General features: G+C 58.8%; 11 protein-coding genes. 5 read left to right on the top strand and 6 right to left on the bottom strand.

Features of this window, described 5'->3' with window-relative positions; all coding sequences use genetic code 11:
- Positions 1-18: 18 nt before the first annotated feature.
- Complete coding sequence (locus GRI38_RS07320) at positions 19-1,143, bottom strand: fumarylacetoacetate hydrolase family protein (protein ID WP_160682195.1); 1,125 nt, start codon at positions 1,141-1,143, stop codon at positions 19-21.
- Positions 1,144-1,229: 86 nt separating this feature from the next.
- Here GRI38_RS07320 and GRI38_RS07315 point away from each other — a divergent pair, with 86 nt between their 5' ends.
- The gene (locus GRI38_RS07315; protein ID WP_237487378.1) at positions 1,230-2,879 is read left to right on the top strand and encodes a glycoside hydrolase family 43 protein; all 1,650 of its coding nucleotides are present in this window, start codon (positions 1,230-1,232) and stop codon (positions 2,877-2,879) included.
- Positions 2,880-2,891: 12 nt separating this feature from the next.
- On the opposite strand, the gene GRI38_RS07310 is transcribed toward GRI38_RS07315, so the two are convergent.
- Positions 2,892-3,926 carry a glycoside hydrolase family 5 protein gene (locus GRI38_RS07310; protein ID WP_160682193.1) on the bottom strand — a complete coding sequence of 345 codons (1,035 nt, stop codon included), beginning with the start codon at positions 3,924-3,926 and terminating at the stop codon, positions 2,892-2,894.
- 200 nt (positions 3,927-4,126) lie between these two features.
- Entirely contained in the window at positions 4,127-6,652 is a 2,526-nt protein-coding gene (locus GRI38_RS07305; RefSeq protein WP_237487377.1) for a glycoside hydrolase family 3 protein, read from the bottom strand.
- Positions 6,653-6,845: 193 nt separating this feature from the next.
- Between GRI38_RS07305 and GRI38_RS07300 the strand changes: the two genes are divergently transcribed.
- Together GRI38_RS07300 and GRI38_RS07295 are read left to right on the top strand one after the other, a co-directional pair.
- On the top strand, positions 6,846-9,173 hold the full coding sequence (locus tag GRI38_RS07300; protein WP_337191253.1) for a glycoside hydrolase family 3 N-terminal domain-containing protein: 2,328 nt from the start codon (positions 6,846-6,848) through the stop codon (positions 9,171-9,173).
- Between the two features lie 80 nt (positions 9,174-9,253).
- Positions 9,254-12,028, top strand: coding sequence for a glycoside hydrolase family 31 protein (locus GRI38_RS07295; RefSeq protein ID WP_160682191.1), 2,775 nt, complete (start codon positions 9,254-9,256; stop codon positions 12,026-12,028).
- Positions 12,029-12,055: 27 nt separating this feature from the next.
- On the opposite strand, the gene manD is transcribed toward GRI38_RS07295, so the two are convergent.
- A complete protein-coding gene (gene manD, locus GRI38_RS07290) occupies positions 12,056-13,264 on the bottom strand; it encodes a D-mannonate dehydratase ManD (protein WP_160682190.1) in 1,209 nt (402 codons plus the stop codon).
- Positions 13,265-13,646: 382 nt separating this feature from the next.
- Here manD and GRI38_RS07285 point away from each other — a divergent pair, with 382 nt between their 5' ends.
- Positions 13,647-14,972 (top strand): MFS transporter, encoded by a 1,326-nt coding sequence (locus tag GRI38_RS07285; RefSeq protein WP_160682189.1) that lies wholly within the window; start codon positions 13,647-13,649, stop codon positions 14,970-14,972.
- A gap of 17 nt (positions 14,973-14,989) precedes the next feature.
- Here the strand turns inward: GRI38_RS07285 and GRI38_RS07280 are convergent, their stop codons facing one another.
- Complete coding sequence (locus GRI38_RS07280) at positions 14,990-16,180, bottom strand: Gfo/Idh/MocA family protein (RefSeq protein ID WP_202389851.1); 1,191 nt, start codon at positions 16,178-16,180, stop codon at positions 14,990-14,992.
- Between the two features lie 79 nt (positions 16,181-16,259).
- Between GRI38_RS07280 and GRI38_RS07275 the strand changes: the two genes are divergently transcribed.
- Positions 16,260-17,147 (top strand): ROK family protein, encoded by an 888-nt coding sequence (locus GRI38_RS07275; protein WP_237487376.1) that lies wholly within the window; start codon positions 16,260-16,262, stop codon positions 17,145-17,147.
- Here GRI38_RS07275 and GRI38_RS07270 read toward each other — a convergent pair.
- Complete coding sequence (locus tag GRI38_RS07270) at positions 17,144-17,914, bottom strand: Stf0 family sulfotransferase (RefSeq protein ID WP_160682188.1); 771 nt, start codon at positions 17,912-17,914, stop codon at positions 17,144-17,146. The two genes, GRI38_RS07275 and GRI38_RS07270, sit on opposite strands and share 4 nt — an antisense overlap.
- Positions 17,915-18,101 lie beyond the last annotated feature (187 nt).

Here is an 18,101-nt window from a genome sequence, read left to right as displayed (position 1 = left end):
TTTCGATGACAGCGCCAATCAAATTTTATCAATAATGCCACGCTCGGCCAAATTCCTGACGAATGCTGCGATGCCCATTTGCCAAGCTGGGGCATCGCAGGAAAGCGTTACGTTGTTGCGCAACGTCCCGATCCTACGAGAACTAATCGTGACCTCGTCGCCAACCTTGTGTGTGAAGCCCGCGCCGGGCTTATCGCGGTCCTGTGTCGGAGCAAACAGTGTGCCGCAGAACAACACGAAGCCATCTGGATAGTGGTGTTCCGATAGGCATTGCTCGACTAGGTCAAGCGGATCGCGGCTGATCTGCGCCATGTCATTCTTGCCTTCGAGGCGATATCCCTCCGGCCCTTCGATCGACAATTCGACGCTCGCAGAGCGTACGTCGTCGATGGTAAATCCATCATCGAACAACCGAATGAACGGGCCGATCGAGCAACTCGCCGTGTTGTCCTTGGCCTTCGATAGAAGCAAGGCAGACCGTCCCTCAAAATCGCGCAGATTGACATCGTTGCCAAGTGTCGCGCCGATGACCTCGCCCTTGCTGTCGCAGACCAGTACGACTTCCGGTTCCGGGTTATTCCAGCTGGAATCCGACCGAACCCCAATCTGCGCTCCATGTCCGACAGAAGAAAGAACGGGTGATTTAGAAAAGATTTCTGCATCAGGGCCGATGGCGACTTCGAGATATTGCGACCACATGCCCTCTTCGATAAGCGCTGCCTTCAGCTGCACTGCTTCATTGCTGCCGGGCACGACCGATCGAATGCCCGAACCGACTTTCTCTTCGAGCTGTGCACGTATTTCAGCCGCCTTGGCCGCATCGCCGCGCGCCCGCTCTTCGATAACGCGCTCGATGGCCGAGAGGGCGAACGTCACTCCAGACGCCTTGATGCACTGGAGGTCGATAGGGGACAGAAGCGTCCAGCCGTCAGGCAGTCCGTTTTCCGCCGGTCCCAGTTCCAAGCCGCCATCAAATTGTCGCCGCTGGATGGCTCCTGACATCGACGCCGCATTTTCTGTTATGTCGAAAAGGACGCCGCGGCGAATTGACAGCACCGAGGGACCGGCGGGCGATTCCGCACGTCCCAGAAATTGTCCGTCGGCATAGTCCGGCGGCAGACTATCGAGAATGTTTATGGCCATTTCTGGCTCTTGCCCTCCCTCGTGATAGCGCTACCATAGGAAAGCGAAAGCGATGGGACAAGCCCAAAGAGGCGGGAGAGCGATTGATGTTGCATGGACGGCGAAATCTGCTGGCGGGTCTGGCTTTGTGGGCGATGACCCCGGATCTGGCATCGGCGCAATCCGTCGCAAGTTTCGACTTTCTCGAATATCAGGCAGTCGATTCAGATCGTACTCAAAACGCTGAAACCTACCGAAATCCCGTCATTCCCGGCTTCCATCCCGATCCCTCCATCGTGAGAGTCGGAGAAGATTTTTACGCCGTGACTTCGACTTTCAGCTGGTTTCCCGGCCTTCCGATTCTTCACAGCACGGACCTCGTCAACTGGCGCCAGATCGGCAATGCCATCGATCGGCCGGGGCAAGTGGACTTTAGCGGCCTCGGTACCAACCGGGGATTGTTCGCTCCGGCGATCACCTATCACGATGGCCTGTTCTGGATCGTCAACACCTGCATTGAATGTGGAGACAATTTCGTAATCACTGCGGAGGATCCTGCGGGTCCGTGGACCGACCCGGTCTGGCTCGACTTTGGAGGGATCGACCCCTCGCTCTACTTCGCGGGGGACGGTACGGCATGGATCGTTTACAACGATGCGCCCCCCGGGGAGCCGCTTTACGAAGGACACCGGGCAATTTGGATGCAACAATTCGACCAAAAAACCATGCAAGTTATGCCGGAGCGGACGCTGCTTGTGAATGGCGGCGTCGATCTCGCAAGCGAACCGGTCTGGGCCGAGGGACCACACATCTATCACGTTGATGGGTGGTATTACCTGCTGACAGCTGAAGGCGGTACGGCCGACCAGCATTCGCAGACCATCTACCGTTCGCGCGAGCTCCAAGGGCTGTATGAACCCGGGCCATTCAACCCGATCCTGACCCAGCGGGACCTCTCGCCAGACCGGCCTGAACGGGTCGAGGCGACGGGTCATGCTGATGTTGTGAAGCTAGACGATGGCAGCTGGTGGGGACTTTTTCTCGCAACGCGACCGTTTGCCGGGCAATCGACCCTGATGGGTCGAGAGACATTCCTTCTGCCGCTTGAATGGATCGACGGTTGGCCGCGTTTCCTCGATCGCGGCGAGCCAGTGCCGATGGAAACCGTCCGGCCTGCGCTTCCACCAGCCAAACCGGTCGATTACGAAAATTGGCGGGAAGATTTCTCCACTCCGCTCGGACCCGAATGGATCGGCCTCCGCACGCCAAGCAAAATTCAGTCATTCATTGTCGGGGATGGCGCGCTGAACGTGATTGGTGCAGAAGGAGCGGCAGGAAGCCTCGGCAAACCAGCTTTCGTCGGCCGTCGCCTGCGCCATCATTCGGCCGATTACACGACGAAGCTTGCGTTCGATCCTGCAACCGAAAGCGATTTTGCCGGACTACTCGCCTTTATGGATGAATCTCATTTTCTGACTGCGGGGATCGAAGGGGAGCGGCTTGTTATCCGCATGAGAACCGACGGCGCGCAAGATCAGCGCGGTGAATTGCTCGCCGAGCAGCCTTTAGTGACTGACGAGCCGATAGAACTCAAATTGGCCATTCGCGCCGGAGAGGCTCGAGCTTTCTGGCGGATCGCCGGTACTAGCGACTGGCGGAACCTCGGCGGTCAGATCAATGTCGAGCCGCTGGCATCAGTCCATGCTGGGCTTTTCACCGGGCTGGTCGTCGGACCGTACGTCTATTCACAACCCTGACCGCAGCTCAAGTCATTCAGATTCTTCGAGCCCGAGCGCGCCGAGCATTCCGGGCAGCCACCGTTTCTCTTCCTTGTCGTAGAACGGAAAGGTGTTGGCGTACGCCCAAACGCAGATGCCAATTCCGGTCGGGGCGAAAGCATCTGTGATTGTCCGATGATAGGCTACCCGGTCTTCCAAAGAAATATTTGCGTCGTAGGCGCCGACCTCGCCCATGAACGGAGTTTTCCCGGTGCGAGCCTTATATGCTTCGACTGCGAGGACATCCTTGGCTAACTGCGCGGCATCCTCATGCGTCGGAAAATCGCGCCCTACCGGTGGGATGTCGGGCGCGGTCCAGCTTGCCCCCTGATGCGTGTAAAGGAAGGGGTCGTAATAATGAAATGTCGGATGCACGTTCGGATCGTCGAAGAGGGGCAGGTTAGCTAGCGAATTGATACCGCTCCAGTTTTCTCCACCGATGATGACCGCCCGCGTCGGATGGATTGCCCGCACTGCTTCGTAGGAAGGCCTGAGAGTTTGGAGCAAGTTCGAATGGTCAAAATTCTTGTGCGGTTCGTTCTCGAGTTCGAACCACAAGCTGTCCTCGGGATAACCTGAGAAGCGTTCGGCAATTTGTGCCCATACTCCGCCGTGCCACTCTGCCACCGCAAGCGGCGTCTCATGAATGGGATCGAAGTGGTGGCTGTTCAGAATGACGTCGAGGTCGGCAGCCAGCGCCCAGTCGACGATCTGCTGAACGCGGTCCATCCAGGCCTCGTCCACGGTATAAGGTGCTTTGCTGCTCGACTTGTTGTGCCAACGCACCGGTATGCGCACCGTCTCGAAACCCGCTGCTGCGATACGTTCGAAGTCGGATTTTGTTGCTCGCGCGCCGCCCCAAGCTCCTTCGGTCTCGGGCTCGAGCGTATTGCCTAGATTGATGCAGGAGCCGACCGGCAACGAATGATTTTCTACGGCATCAGAGTGACTTTCTTGTGCCGACAACGGCGCAGTCACGGTCGCGAGACACAAGGCTAGCGCCGACGTGAAACCCAAGGTTTTCATTATTCTCTCTCCCATAGAAACGGTCATGCAAAGTTTCATCTTAGCGCCTGATGACACTCGAATGTCCAACCTGGCTTCCTAATACTCGATGTCTGGCCAATCTGGCGCAGACATACGTCGCAGGCATCGACCATCCGGAGCTTCAAATACCCTCAGCCTGGAACATAGAGTTTCCTTGACTTGCCACGCGTCGCCCTCGTTCAATCACAGGGCAGGGTTACCTCCGCGTCGGTCCCCAACCGAACCTCACCAATCGCGAAATCGGTAGCACCCTCCGTTTCCAGTACGAAGGGTTGGGTCAGCGAGGTAACATCCGCTCCCTTCGATCGGAGGCACTTGAGCGGAATGCCGTAGCGAACGAAATCGTCGGTTTCCGCCAATTCAAAATTGGTGAAACCTTCATTGTCGGGTCCGATCGCTCCGAGGCGGGCGCTGTCGGGAGCATCCCAGACCTTCATAGTGACGAGCAAAAGTATGTCCGCATTGGTTTCACGATCAATGTTTACAGGTTCAAAATTACGCAACTGTACGCTCGATAAACCGCCGTCGATCGCGAAGCGTCGCGCACCTTCCTGCACGAGGTAATTCTCGGCGGTAACGCTCGCCCGTCCGCCAAGCGCTTCGGCGGGGACAGTCGTGATCCGAGTTTGATCACCCGGCGTCTGACCACTTACCAGCAGCGACCATCGAGCAGCAGGCGAGCCCGCGTTGAACCAGAGGCGACTGTCCCCTGCGAGCGCGCTTGCATCGACTTCTGGCAGCTCCGACCATTGCGTCGTGGGAGATGTGTAGGACAAGCCGTAGCCATAATCGTACAGCGTGCCCTCGCTCATTTGCATTGCCATCGGCCACGCCGCCGGGAGTTTCCCGGTGAAGTCGAAGCGGGGTTTGCCTGCCGCGTCGCCTACGAGCACGTCGGCGATCCCGCCGCCCTCGCTGCCCGGCAGCCAGGCAACCACGAAAGCATCGGCAGAGTTGAGAGCCGGATTGGCGTAGAGTGGTCGCCCCGTAATCATGACTGCGACGACCGGAATGTCCTGCGCTTTCAAACGCTCGATGGTTTGGAAAGGCGACGTCAATTCGGGGTCGAGAACGAGGGCGGCGCGGTCGCCTTGAAACTCGGCGTAAGGCGTCTCTCCGAAGACGACGACAGCGGCGTCAGGTCGTGTTGAGAAACTTCCATCGGGCGAAAGCTCGGCGCTACCGCCTGAAGATCTCACCGCTTGCGCCAGACCATCGAAGATCGAAGTCGCACCAGGAAAGTGACTGTTGTCCACGCCGGTGCCCTGCCAAGTGAGCGTCCAGCCGCCCGACTGGCGAGCGATATCGTCAGCACCTTGTCCTGCAACAAGAAGGCGCCCACCCGGTGCGAGCGGAAGAATGCCGTCGTTCTTCAGCAGCACGAGCGACTTGCGAACCGCCTCGCGCGCCACTGCACGATGCTCTGGCGCGCCGAGAAGTTCGTATTCGCCGGAATAGGGGCGATCGGAAGGTTTGCCTGCCTCGAATAGACCGAGACGACCCTTAACGCGCAAAATTTGGGTTACCGCATCATCGATCCGCTCCATGGGAATGGTGCCGGCTTTGGCCCGCGAAAGCAGATCCTCGTAGATCGGTTTCCACGTATCGGGAGCCATGTACATGTCGATCCCGGCCATCAAAGCCTGCGGGCAGCTTTCGTTGGTGCAGCCTGCAACCTGACCATGCGCATTCCAGTCAGAGACAACAAAACCACCGAAATCCATCCGGTCCTTGAGCACACCGGTTACGAGCGATTTGTTGCCCGTCATTTTCTTGCCCTGCCAGCTTGAGAAGCTGACCATCACGGTGGACACGCCCTCGGCGATTGCCGGACCATAGGGCAAGCCGTGGATGTCGCGCAGTTCTTCTTCGCTAATCGAGCTGTCGCCCTGATCGATGCCGTTGTCAGTCCCGCCATCGGCCAGAAAGTGTTTGGTCGAAGCGATGACATAAGGTCCTGAGAGAAGGTCGTCATTGCTGGGCGGGCCCTGCAGACCGCGCACCATCGCGCCGACATAGGACGCGACGAGTTCGGGGTTCGACGAATAGCCTTCATAGGCGCGACCCCAGCGGAAATCCTGCGGGACGGCAACAGTCGGGGCGAAGGTCCATTCCTGACCAGTTACCCGGATTTCCTTGGCAGTCACCGCCCCGATTTTTTCGATAAGATCGACATCGCGCGCGGCGCCGAGGCCAATGTTATGAGGAAAGATCGTCGCGCCGATTATATTCGAATGGCCATGAACCGCATCGGTCCCCCACACGATGGGAATGCCTACTCCACCGTCGGCCTTGTCGACCGACGCTTCGTAGAATTCGTCGGCTGCCTCCAGCCAGTCCGGGGCAGGGGAGAGATCGTTTCCGTTGGGACCGCTATTGCCGCCGACCAAGATTGAGCCGAGATTGTAGTTCTTTACGTCTTCGGGAGTAACGCAGCATAGGTCGGCCTGGACCAGCTGTCCGATCTTTTCTTCCAGCGTCATGCGGGCCAGCAGGTCGGCAATTCGGGCTTCATCGTCAGGCTGCTGAGGTACGGGATATTCGTAAGCAGGCCAGATCTCAGGACGGGCAACACCAAGAGCACCTTCGCGTTCCGTTTCCCCAGCCGATTGCGCTGTTTGCGGGGGAGCGTTGGCCATTGCGCAGCCGGCGAGAGTGGCACTCGCACCAAGACATAGCCAAGGGCGATTGGACCAGCGTTTCATATTCCCTCCCGTATCGGGATTTTTTTACAACCCCGTTGTTTAAGTCGCATCAACTGTGAGCGCTATCATTACGGTATTGAATGCCCCTTGGTGAGTCAATTGCCAAGCCTTGCGCTCTACGCTCTGACTGGGCTAGCACCTTCGGTAAAGCCGCGTTCGAAGCGGATTTTTGGGTGGAGGAGGAGCCAGGATCGTGGTCTCGACAAAAATGATAGCGATAACACTAGGATTGGGGATGGGTGCGATTGCGCTTCCGGTCGGGGCATCGGCTCAGGAAGCCGCGGACAGGGAAATTCAATCGGTTTCCAACCATGAAATCGATATTGACGCATTGGTCCAGCGCATGACTCGCGCTGAAAAGATCGGGCAATTGGTGCAGCGCATGGGCGGTCGATCCAAGGCACTCAATTCTCGGCTTGGACCCGACGAACTGGATAGGGTTCGAAGGGGCGAAGTCGGCTCCTACCTTCACGTCGCCGGTGCCGCGCCGTTGCGCGAACTCCAGCGCGTCGCAGTGGAAGAAAGCCGGCTGGGCATTCCGCTATTGTTCTCGATGGATGTGGTGCACGGCTATCGAACGATCTTTCCCGTGCCACTCGCCATGGCAGCCAGTTGGGATCCCGAGGCTGCCCGTCTCCATGCAGAAATTGCCGCACGAGAGGCAAGTGCTGCCGGCCTCCACTGGACCTTTGCGCCTATGGTGGACGTTGCTCGTGATCCGCGCTGGGGACGAATTGTCGAGGGGGCGGGCGAAGATGCGTATCTGGGAAGCAGAATGGCCGAAGCCCAGGTTCTCGGCTTTCAAGGGAGTGATCTGTCGGCGTCCGATACGGTGATGGCCGGGACGAAGCATTTCGGTGCCTACGGGGCAGCCGAAGGCGGTCGCGATTACGCCGGGGCGGAGGTTGGCGAGCGTTCAATGCGCGAAACCTATTTGGCGCCGTTTCGCGCGGCTGCGAACGCCGGGACTGCGAGCTACATGACGGCTTTCAATGCGGTCGACGGCGTGCCGACTACGGGGAACGCGGAATTGCTGCGATCGATGTTGCGAGACGAATGGGGCTGGGACGGACTGCTCCTTTCCGATTGGCGGGCGGTGGAAGAGTTGCTGGCGCATGGCGTCGCAGCTGATCGCTCCGAGGCGGCGGCTCTCGCACTACGCGCGAGCGTAGATATGGACATGGTAGCCGACGTCTATGCTGACGATCTGACTGCTGCGATTGAAGCAGATCCATCGCTTGTCGCGCTGCTCGATGATGCGGTCCGGCGTATCCTCAAGGTAAAGCGCGATCTCGGCTTGTTCGACGATCCTTACAAGTACCACGATTCATCACGCGAAGCAGCGGTCATGCTTGCGCCGGAACACCGCGAGGCAGCCCGGCAGATCGCACAGCGATCCCTTGTCCTTTTGAAGAACGATGCTGGCACCCTGCCGCTTGCAAAAGAGGCGGGCCGGATCGCGTTGGTGGGCGCTTTGGCCAATGACGCGCTATCTCAGTTGGGTTCGTGGCGTGCACGAGGCGAAGCGAGCGATGTCGTGACGTTGCGCGCAGCGTTGGAGGCAGAGCATCCCGATGTAGTCTATGCGGCGGGTTCGGATAGCCGGTCCGATGATACCAGCGGCATAGCCGAGGCAGTTCGCGCGGCAGAGAATTCAGACATGATCGTACTTGCGGTTGGCGAAGACTACGATTGGTCGGGCGAAGCGCGCAGTCGCTCTTCGCTGGAGTTGCCCGGTGCACAACTCGAACTTTTTAGGTCCCTCAAAGCAACGGGGAAGCCGCTGGTGGTGGTGCTGATGGGTGGTCGGCCACTTGCCATTCCCGAAATCGCCGAAGAAGCCGACGCTGTGCTGGCCGCCTGGCTGCTGGGCATCGAGGCAGGTCCGGCAATCGTAGACACTTTGTTCGGCGGCAATAATCCAGGCGGTAAGCTTCCAGTGAGCTTTCCGCGCTCGACAGGACAGGTCCCGGTCAATTACGACCACTTGCCCAGCGGTCGTCCTGCCGATCCCGATCTCACGAAGGACACGACACGTTACATGGATCTGCCGATTACGCCGCTCTACGCATTCGGACATGGGCTCACTTACACGAACTTTGACTACGGCGAACTAAGACTATCAGCGCCAGCCATAGACGCTTCAAACGGTTCGATTTCGGTCACGGTCCCGGTGACCAATTCAGGGCCGGTTGCTGGCGATGAGGTCGTTCAAATATACATGCGCGATCCGGTCGCCAGTGTGTCCCGCCCGGTTCAGCAATTGCGGGGGTTTGCCCGCATTGACCTAGCGCCCGGGGAACGCCGGGAGGTGACCTTTACTTTGAAGTCTGATCAGTTCGCCTTCTGGAGCCGCGCTGGCAATTGGCAGATCGAGCCCGGAAAGATCGAACTGATGGTCGGTAGCGCCTCAGATGATATCCGTCAGCGCGTCGAGTTCGAGATAAGAGGGAACGCACAGGGAAGCATCGCTCCGGCAGCAATCGCGACCGCTGTCTCGGTTTCGGGAGAAGGCCGTTGAGATGTTTGGCCGTCGTCACGTCTTCGCTAATTTTGTGCAGCCCGGCGGTAGCAGGCGAAGCCGAGCAAATCCCGCACGGCATGATCGTTACCACCGATGCGGACGAGCAGGTGCGGGTGCTGGCCTATGCCGATGGGACCTTTCGGGTCACCATTGCCGAGGAACTGCCGGCAGGGCGACCTACGACGATGGTCGTCGCCGAGCCGGACGGAGCGCCATATTTCTCCCAAGCTGACGGGACTGCCTATCTTCGCGGTTCCGAAGGGTCGGTCGCGGTCGCACTGAAAGATGGGCGTCTCACCGTTTTCGACGAAAGCGGCGAGGTCCTTCTCGACGAATATGCGGCGGCGCGCCGGATCACGCCGGTCGAGCTCGAAGGGCAGCAATGGTTCGAAACGCGGGTCCAGTTCAACCGCGGCACTGACGAGGGGCTTTACGGGTTCGGCCAGCACCAGAACCGCCAGATGAACTACAATGGCGAGGACCTTGAACTCGCCCAGCACAATATGGCGATCACGGTACCCTATATGGTCTCGACACGCGGTTATGGCCTTCTGTGGGACAATGCGTCGATCACGCGGGTCGGCAACCCCGAGCCTTACGAGAAGCTCAAACCGGACGTGATTTTCTGGTCCGAGCGTGGACGCGACAATCACGGTTTTGAAGCTGGATGGCTCGCGCAATACTATCTGGGCGACAAGCTGGTGGTCGAGCGCAAGGAAGAGGCAATCGACTATCAGTATCTCCGCGATCAGGAGCGCTGGCCGGTGGAAGCGAAGGCCGCGGTCGAGGCCGCGACGTCCGGGCAGAATACCCAGGGGAATGCAGTAGAGGAACAGCGTGTCGTCTGGACGGGCGGTGTCACCATGCGCAAGGGAGGAACGCACAACTTTCGCCTCTATTCTTCTTCTTACGTCAAGGTTTTCGCCGATGATGAGTTGGTTTTCGAAAGATGGCGGCAGAACTGGAACCCCTGGTACCACAATTTCGAACTCGAATTTGAACCGGGTCAGACCGTGCAATTGCGGGTCGAGTGGGAGCCGAACCAGGGTTACATTGCCCTCGAACACAGCCCCCCGCTACCGAGCGAGGATCGCAATTCGGTGAGCTTCGCCAGCGAGGCTGGCAAGGCGATCGATTTTTACGTCGTGCCCGCAACGACCATGGACGAGGGCATAGCCGGTTACCGCCGCCTTACCGGCAAGGCACCGATGATGCCGCGCTGGGCTTACGGTTTCTGGCAGTCGCGCCAACGCTACAACACGCAGGGCGAATTGCTCGACGTCATGCAGGCGTATCGTGATCAGCAGATTCCGATCGACAACATCGTGCAGGACTGGTTCTATTGGCCCGAGGACAGCTGGGGCTGTCACTGTTTCGATCCTGCGCGCTTTCCTGATCCCGCGGCGATGGTCGACAAGGTTCATGAGTTGGACGGACGGATCATGATTTCGGTGTGGCCGAAATTCTATCCGACCACAGAGAACGGCAATGAGCTGCGAGAGAAAGGTTATCTCTACGAACGGCCGCTGGATGCCGGTCAGCTAGACTGGGTTGGCAAGGGCTATCCCAACACTTTCTACGATCCTTACAGCGCCGAAGCGCGAGACATCTATTGGCGTCAGATGGCTGATACACTCGCACCGCTGGGTTTCGATGCGTGGTGGATGGATGCGACCGAACCGGACTGGCATTCCAATCTTTCGGTCGAGGAGCGCAAGTATCAAATGACTTCGCCAACTACCGGGGCGCCGGGAGCGGCCATCTTCAATTCCTATCCGCTCGTTCATGCGGAAGGCGTTTTTGATGGTTTGCGAGAAGCGCAGCCCGACAAACGACCCTTCATCCTTACCCGTAGCGGGTTCGGAGGCATCCAGCGCACCTCTTCGGCACTGTGGTCCGGAGACGTTGCGGCCCGTTGGGACGATCTGCGCGATCAGATCAGTGCGGGCCTAAATCTCAGTGTCGCAGGTGTGCCCAACTGGACGCACGACATCGGCGGCTTTTCGCTCGAGAATCGCTTCAGCCAGCAGGTCCCGGAGCATGTCCCCGAATGGCGCGAGCTATACCTGCGCTGGTTCCAGTTCGGCGCCTTCACACCGCTTTTCCGCAGCCATGGCGAGTTCCCTCAGCGAGAGACCTACATCATAAGCGACGGCGACCCCGAAATGCGCGAGGGGCTGCTGCATTACCATCGCCTCCGCTACCGTCTGATGCCCTACATCTACACCGTCGCAGCGGATACGCATTTGCAGGACGGCACGATCATGCGGCCGCTCGTCATGGACTTCGAGGCGGACCGCAAGGTGTGGGGAATCGACGACCAGTATCTGTTCGGTCCATCGCTTCTCGTAGCACCGGTCAGCGTGTTCGAAGCGCGAAGCCGGGAGGTTTATCTTCCCGCCGGCGCCGATTGGTACGATGCACTAACCGGATCGAAAGTTGCGGGCGGTCAGAGCTTCGTTGCGAATGCTCCGCGTGAACGAATGCCCTTGTTCGTGCGCGAGGGTTCGATCGTGCCGACCGGGCCCGATGTGCAGTGGACAGGAGAAAACCCGCAGGGGCCACTTACGATTCATGTCTTTGCCGGCGCCGACGGCAGCTTCACGCTTTACGAGGACGAGGGAACCGACATGGGCTATACACGAGGCGAATTGGCTCGCGTGCCTATGACTTGGGACGATGCCGCTCGCAGGCTCACTCTTGGTGCGAGAGAAGGGAAATTTCCTGGAATGGCATCAGAGCGCCGCATGACCGTGATCGTCCATGAGGGCGCTGACGAAGGCGATGTTTTCGCCGCAAAAGGGCAGCGCGAAATCACCTATCGGGGAGAGGCTCTCGAACTCGCTCTTTGAAGGGCGCCGAGTCCTTTCTCAGAATACTTACCAGTTCCAAATCGTCCCGTCCTCAAGGCGCGCGACAGGAAGCTGGGCAGGTTTATAAGGATATTGCGCAACGAGTTTCTCGTCAACATCCACCCCGTGGCCGGGCGTTTCGCCACAAAGAAGAAAGCCTTTCTCGAACCGATAGTCGTGCGGAAAGACGGCGTCGGTCTCATCGGAATGACGCATATATTCCTGGATCCCGAAGTTGGGCACCCAGGTGTCGAAATGCAGTGCCGCACCCATCGTCACCGGTGAGAGATCGGTCGCGCCATGGCTGCCAGTGCGCACCTGGTAGAGGCTGGCAAGGTCGGCAATCCGGCGTAGATGTGTGATGCCCCCAGCGCGCAGCACCGTGGTGCGAACGTAATCGACCAACTGGTTCTCGATCAGCTCCTTCGCGTCCCATATCGTGTGAAAGATCTCGCCGACAGCAATCGGTGTCGTCGTGCGTTCCCGGATCAGGCGAAAAGCCTGCTGGTTTTCCGCCGGCGTCGGATCCTCCATCCAGAACAGGCGACAGGGCTCGAGCGCTTTGCCCAGTTGGGCCGCCTCATTCGGGGTCAGACGGTGATGCACGTCGTGCAGCAGTTCCGGTTCGTCGCCAAACTCCTTCCGCAGTGCTTCGAACAGCTTCGGCGCGAAGCGGAGATACTTGGACGTGTCCCAGACGGTTTCGGTAGGAAGCGCCGCGTCTGCCGGTTCGTAGTGCATCGTTCCGCGTGCGATGCCGTAAGCCTTTTCGATCCCCGGAATTCCGCTCTGCGCGCGGATCGCCTTGTAGCCCATGTCGATATAGTGGCCGACCGCCTCGACCGTATCTTCCAGTGTTTCCCCGTTGGCGTGGCCATAGACCAGAACGCGTTCCCGGCTTCTGCCGCCGAGCAATTGGTAAAGGGGCATACCGGCCATTTTGGCCTTAATATCCCAAAGCGCGGTATCGACTGCGCTTACGGCGCTCATCTGAACCGGACCGCGCCGCCAGTAACTGCCGCGGTAGAGGAATTGCCAGATGTCCTCGATCCGTTGTGGATCGCGTCCGATGAGGCACGGGATCACATGTTCTTCGAGATAGGTCACGACCGACAGTTCACGCCCGTTAAGCGTAGCGTCGCCGATACCGTACACGCCCTGATCGGTCTCGATTTTGAGCGTGACGAAATTGCGTCCCGGCGAACAAACGATAACCCGTGCAGTTGTGATCTTCATAATGGGCACACCCCTCCCGATAGCGCTACCAATGCGTCAGGCGTACAGTGAGAGCAAGAGAGAGTGGACGAAACCGTGCGAACACCCTTCCCGGAACGCTTTCTCGGAAGGGGCTAAGCTCGGCAAAGCAAGCTATAGATGCGGAGGGTAGAGGTATTGAGGGTGGGGGTCTGGATGGCCTTGCAAGCACGTGCCAGGCAGGATCGCGAAACGCGCCGAGTGAACGAACCCCCGGCCCCCGATGAAAGTCCCGTTCGAGTTCATGATTACCGCTAAAGGAGTGAGATGCTTGCGGGAATGAACGACGCGGCATATGGTAGCGCTAACAATAAATAAGGGGGATGACGATGGCAAAGGGCGGAAGCGGTCCCGGAGGCCGTGGATGAACGCGTCGACGGCTGCGAGCGAAACAACGGCGGAAACAATTTCCAAGCCGCTGGGACGATATCGTTGGGGAATCTGCGCGCTGCTGTTCTTCGTCATCACGATAAATTATATCGATCGCCAGATTATTGGCGTGCTGAAACCGGTAATCGAAGACGATCTTGGCTGGAGCGAGGTCGATTACGGGAACATCGTCACGGCCTTTCAAGCCAGTTACGGCATTGGCCTTCTGATCGTCGGACGCTGGCTCGACAGGGTCGGGACTCGAAAGGGCATAGCGATTGCAATCGCCTTCTGGAGCCTCGCTGCAGCCTTTCACGCAGCAGCCCGAAGCGTCCTTGCATTCATCCTCGCCAGGATCGCTTTGGGCGTTGCCGAGAGTGCGGCTTATCCAGGCGCGGTCAAATCGATAGCCGAATGGTTTCCCAAGCGCGAGCGAGCCTTGGGCGTCGGTATTCTCAATGCCGGGGCGAATGTCGGTGTGTTGCTGACCCCGATCATCGCCATCGGCATTGCCGGGGTCTACGGCTGGCGCGCCGCCTTCCTCGTCACTGGCCTGCTCGGTTTTCTCGTTCTCTGGGCTTGGCTCCGGTTTTTCCGACAGCCTGCCGAGCATATGCAGGTGACCGAGGAGGAGCGGGCCTGGATCGATCAAGATGGCGAGGACCCCGCCGGTGAACCGCTCGCATGGCGGGATGCCATCCGCCAACGTCAGGCCTGGTTTTTCATCTGCGGAAAATTCTTTACCGATCCCGTTTGGTACCTCTTCCTCTTTTGGCTGCCCGATTTCCTTTCAAAGACACAAGGCATGGAGCTGTTTCCGAAGGGCGATAGCGGAATTCTCGCGACGATAGGTCCGGCCTTGATCGGCGTTTATCTGTTGGCTGATATTGGTTCGATCGCTGGAGGTTGGCTTTCGTCTCACCTTGTGGGGCGCGGGTGGAGCGTCAATCGGGCCCGCAAGACGACCTTGTTCATTGCAGCGCTATTCGCTCTTCCGTTGGTGACGGTCGCCAATGTTCCCGAGCCGTGGATGGCAGTGTTGTTGATCGGGCTGGGCACGGCGGCGCACCAGGCTTTTAGCTCGAACATATTTACGATGATTGCGGACATGTATCCAAGACGCGCGGTGGCGACGATTGCGGGCATGGGCGGGGCAGCGGGCGCTGTCGGTGGCATCTTGATCGCGCAGGCGACCGGCTGGACCTTAGAATTGACTGGCTCCTATACGCCCATCGTGATCTATGCAGGGCTTGGCTATTTGATAGCTTTCATCGTCATCCAAGTGCTCGTTCCGCGCATGGACTTAGCCCCAGTGCGTTGAACTTTATCACTTGAACATCAAACCGCGATATCAGTTTCAACCACTGACCCGCCGAGGTCGGCACTGGCATAGCATGCTTCCATGATCAGCAGATCCCGAAGACCCATTTCGCCGGGCGTGCGAAGCTCGACCTCGCCACGTGCCGCGCGCGAGAACCCATCCACCTGTGCCGCGAATTGCTGCGAAGCGTTCCCAACGCTGTATGTTCGTGGCGGTTGGCCCCCGCCCTCTAGTGTGATCTCGTTGTCGTAATAGGTCGTAGCCGGTTGCATTTCGATGCTCGCATCGCTTCCAAAATAGCGCTGCCGCGAGACATAGGGGCTGTAGCAATAGGACGAGGACCCTTGGATGTTGATACCGCTCGCCATCCTCAGCCGGTAATCGATTGCGCCCTCGACTTCGGTAAAGCGCGGGTCGCCCTTTGGTGTGGCATAGGCGGCCGAAATCGAAATTACCCGGTCGCTAGGCAACATCATGAGCGAGGTATTAATGCCGTATATGCCTATATCCCACAAGGATCCGCCCCCGGCCAGCGCCTTCTCCAACCGCCAAGCATGCGGAGGAAAATCTCGATTGGCGGAAAAACCGTGATCCGCAGAGATGTAGCGCATCTTGCCCAAGACACCGCTACGAACCCTATCAAGGATATGCTCGTTGTTCGGTTCGAAATTCACCCGATAGGCAACGCCTAGCTTGCGCTGCGCTGCTTTGGCGGCAGCGATCATTGCCTCCGCTTCCTGCGAAGTGGAGGCCATCGGCTTTTCGCACAGAACGTGTTTGCCAGCCTTCAGCGCACGGATCGTATATTCCGCATGAAGTCCGACGGGGAGGACGATGTAGACGCAGTCGATTGCAGGATCGTTGGCGATCGTATCGAAATTGTCGTAGCTGTAGAGGCGATCCACATTGTAGCGCGAACCGAGGGTGCGAGCCTTTTCGGGATTGCCGGAAACAAAAGCCGTTATTCGTGAATGGCGGGCTGTCGCAAAGCCCGGTATCACCTGTCCGATGGCAAAAGTTCCAAGGCCGACGATAGCCCAACCCAGTCTGTTCGTCGGAATTTCAGGCAAAGACGGATCGCCGATCAGCGGTTGACCTTCTGCAGTTTGCGCTGCGAGTTTGCCTGACGCGGCGAAGGCTGCAGCACCTGCCCAGGTCATGAGCGTTTCGCGCCGGGTGGGATGACGAAATTTATTGTCTTCGCTCATTTCGCGCTCCTTCGCCACGTCCAGCAACTATGGCAAACCCGAAGAGCGTTGACTAGGCTCCCCGAGTGTGGAGGTGTCGTTGATCGGTAAAGGCAAAACATTGATTGGCGGCGTCGAGGCCGGGGGGACCAAATTTGTTCTCGCAATCGGCACCAGCACGGGGGAAATCGTGCAGCGCCATACGCTGGAAACGACGCACCCGGATGATACCTTGCGCGAGGCGACGTACTGGTTCGAGACGCGCGGTCCGATCGCTGCGCTAGGTATCGCCAGTTTCGGACCGCTCGACCTGGACCGGACTTCGCCCAAATGGGGGCACATCACGTCCACACCGAAACGGGGCTGGGCGAACTGCGATATCGTCGGGTGGTTCCGAGAGAGACTGGGCTGCCCGGTTGGATTCGATACGGACGTCAATGCGGCGGCATTGGCCGAATGGAACGCGTGGAGGCAGACCGATAGTACGCTCGCCTATGTTACCGTCGGCACCGGAATCGGCGGGGGCGTCGTCGTCGGGGGTCAGGTGCTGGGCGGCAAGACCCATCCCGAGATAGGCCACATTCGGGTCGCCCGCCATCCGCTTGATCGAGACTTCGCAGGCGTTTGTCCCTATCACGGCGACTGCCTCGAAGGATTAGCCAGCGGACCGGCGATCGAAGCGCGTTGGGGACATCGGCTCGGCGATGTCGAAGTCAAAAACGCGCAAGACATGATCGCTCACTATCTCGGGCAGATGTGTTATTCGCTGTTTTCGATTACGGCTGTCGAGCGGATCGTTCTGGGCGGCGGCGTCATGCAAACGGAAGGGCTCATCGAGCTGGTCCGAGAGCATACCAAGCAAATTGACGACGGCTATTTGCCGACGGGAATCGAACGGCAGATCGAGACGCCGCTGCTGGGAACGAAGTCTGGCATCACCGGCGCCCTTCTGCTCGCAAGCTTGGCGCTAAGCGCAGCGAAAACCTAGCTGGCGGACTCCCCGCTCAAATAACGCTCCTTCCATTGCTGCGCGCCTGTCTGGTCCTGCTGTTGTACTTCAGGGACCTCGACCGCCAGTTCCGGATCGAGCGTAACGCCTAGATAGTCTGCAATGTTGCTCACCACGCGACCTGCATCCTCGACCACGTCCTCGTACCAAACGATCAGAGGAGTTATGTCCGTTTCCCGGTACATCTGCTTCCACGCCTGTTCCTGCATCGCCAGTTCGCGCTCAGCCTGTTTGATTAAGGCAGCAGAGTAGGGCGCGTCGTCGCCGCGCTCTCTTTCCTGCTCCGCGCGCCATATTCCCGAAAGACTTGCCCGCGCCAGCGAGATGGCATGAGCCGCCCGGTCCTTTCTACGCAGCTGCACAACTTTGCTGGCAGGTCCTTTCGACAGAAGAAACCGCATAACCATCGAAAGAAGCCGTGGGTTCGTCTGGCCCAAACGCTCCATCTGCAAAGGGAAAGTCTTCACACCAAATACCCCGTTGGGCGATGTGCGCGATGCGACCGCGTGCTGCCATAAGTCGATCTGAGCGTCAGGCGATTTGCTGGCCGCTCCGAGTGGACCGGTCGGTTCGAAATTGAGATATTCGAGCGGAGCCCCGAGGCAGCCGGTGCGCCACAGAAGATGGCTAAGATACGTACTGCCGGTGCGCGGGACCGTTGCAAGAATGTAGGTCTGCCTCGCGCCGTCGAAGGGAGGCCAGTCGAACCTGCGTTCGTGGCCTGTTGTAATACCCTCGATAGACACGCGCAGCCTCCAGATGGCTTCGGAAGTTGTAGTCGTCCGGCAAAGCACGCAAATCGGTCACGTGGAAACTTGAGGTTGGGCGCTTCGCCGGACGCGAATAGTCTTCTGTTGCTTAGATGACAGATCCTGTCGGGGCAAACACACGTAGGTCACCAGTATGGGAAACAGGCCGGCGCGAACGTGTTTG

It is taken from the genome of Parapontixanthobacter aurantiacus (assembly GCF_009827635.1).
Taxonomy (GTDB): domain Bacteria; phylum Pseudomonadota; class Alphaproteobacteria; order Sphingomonadales; family Sphingomonadaceae; genus Parapontixanthobacter; species Parapontixanthobacter aurantiacus.
Note: the sequence above shows the minus strand (reverse complement) of the source record. Positions and strands in the feature narration are given on the sequence as shown.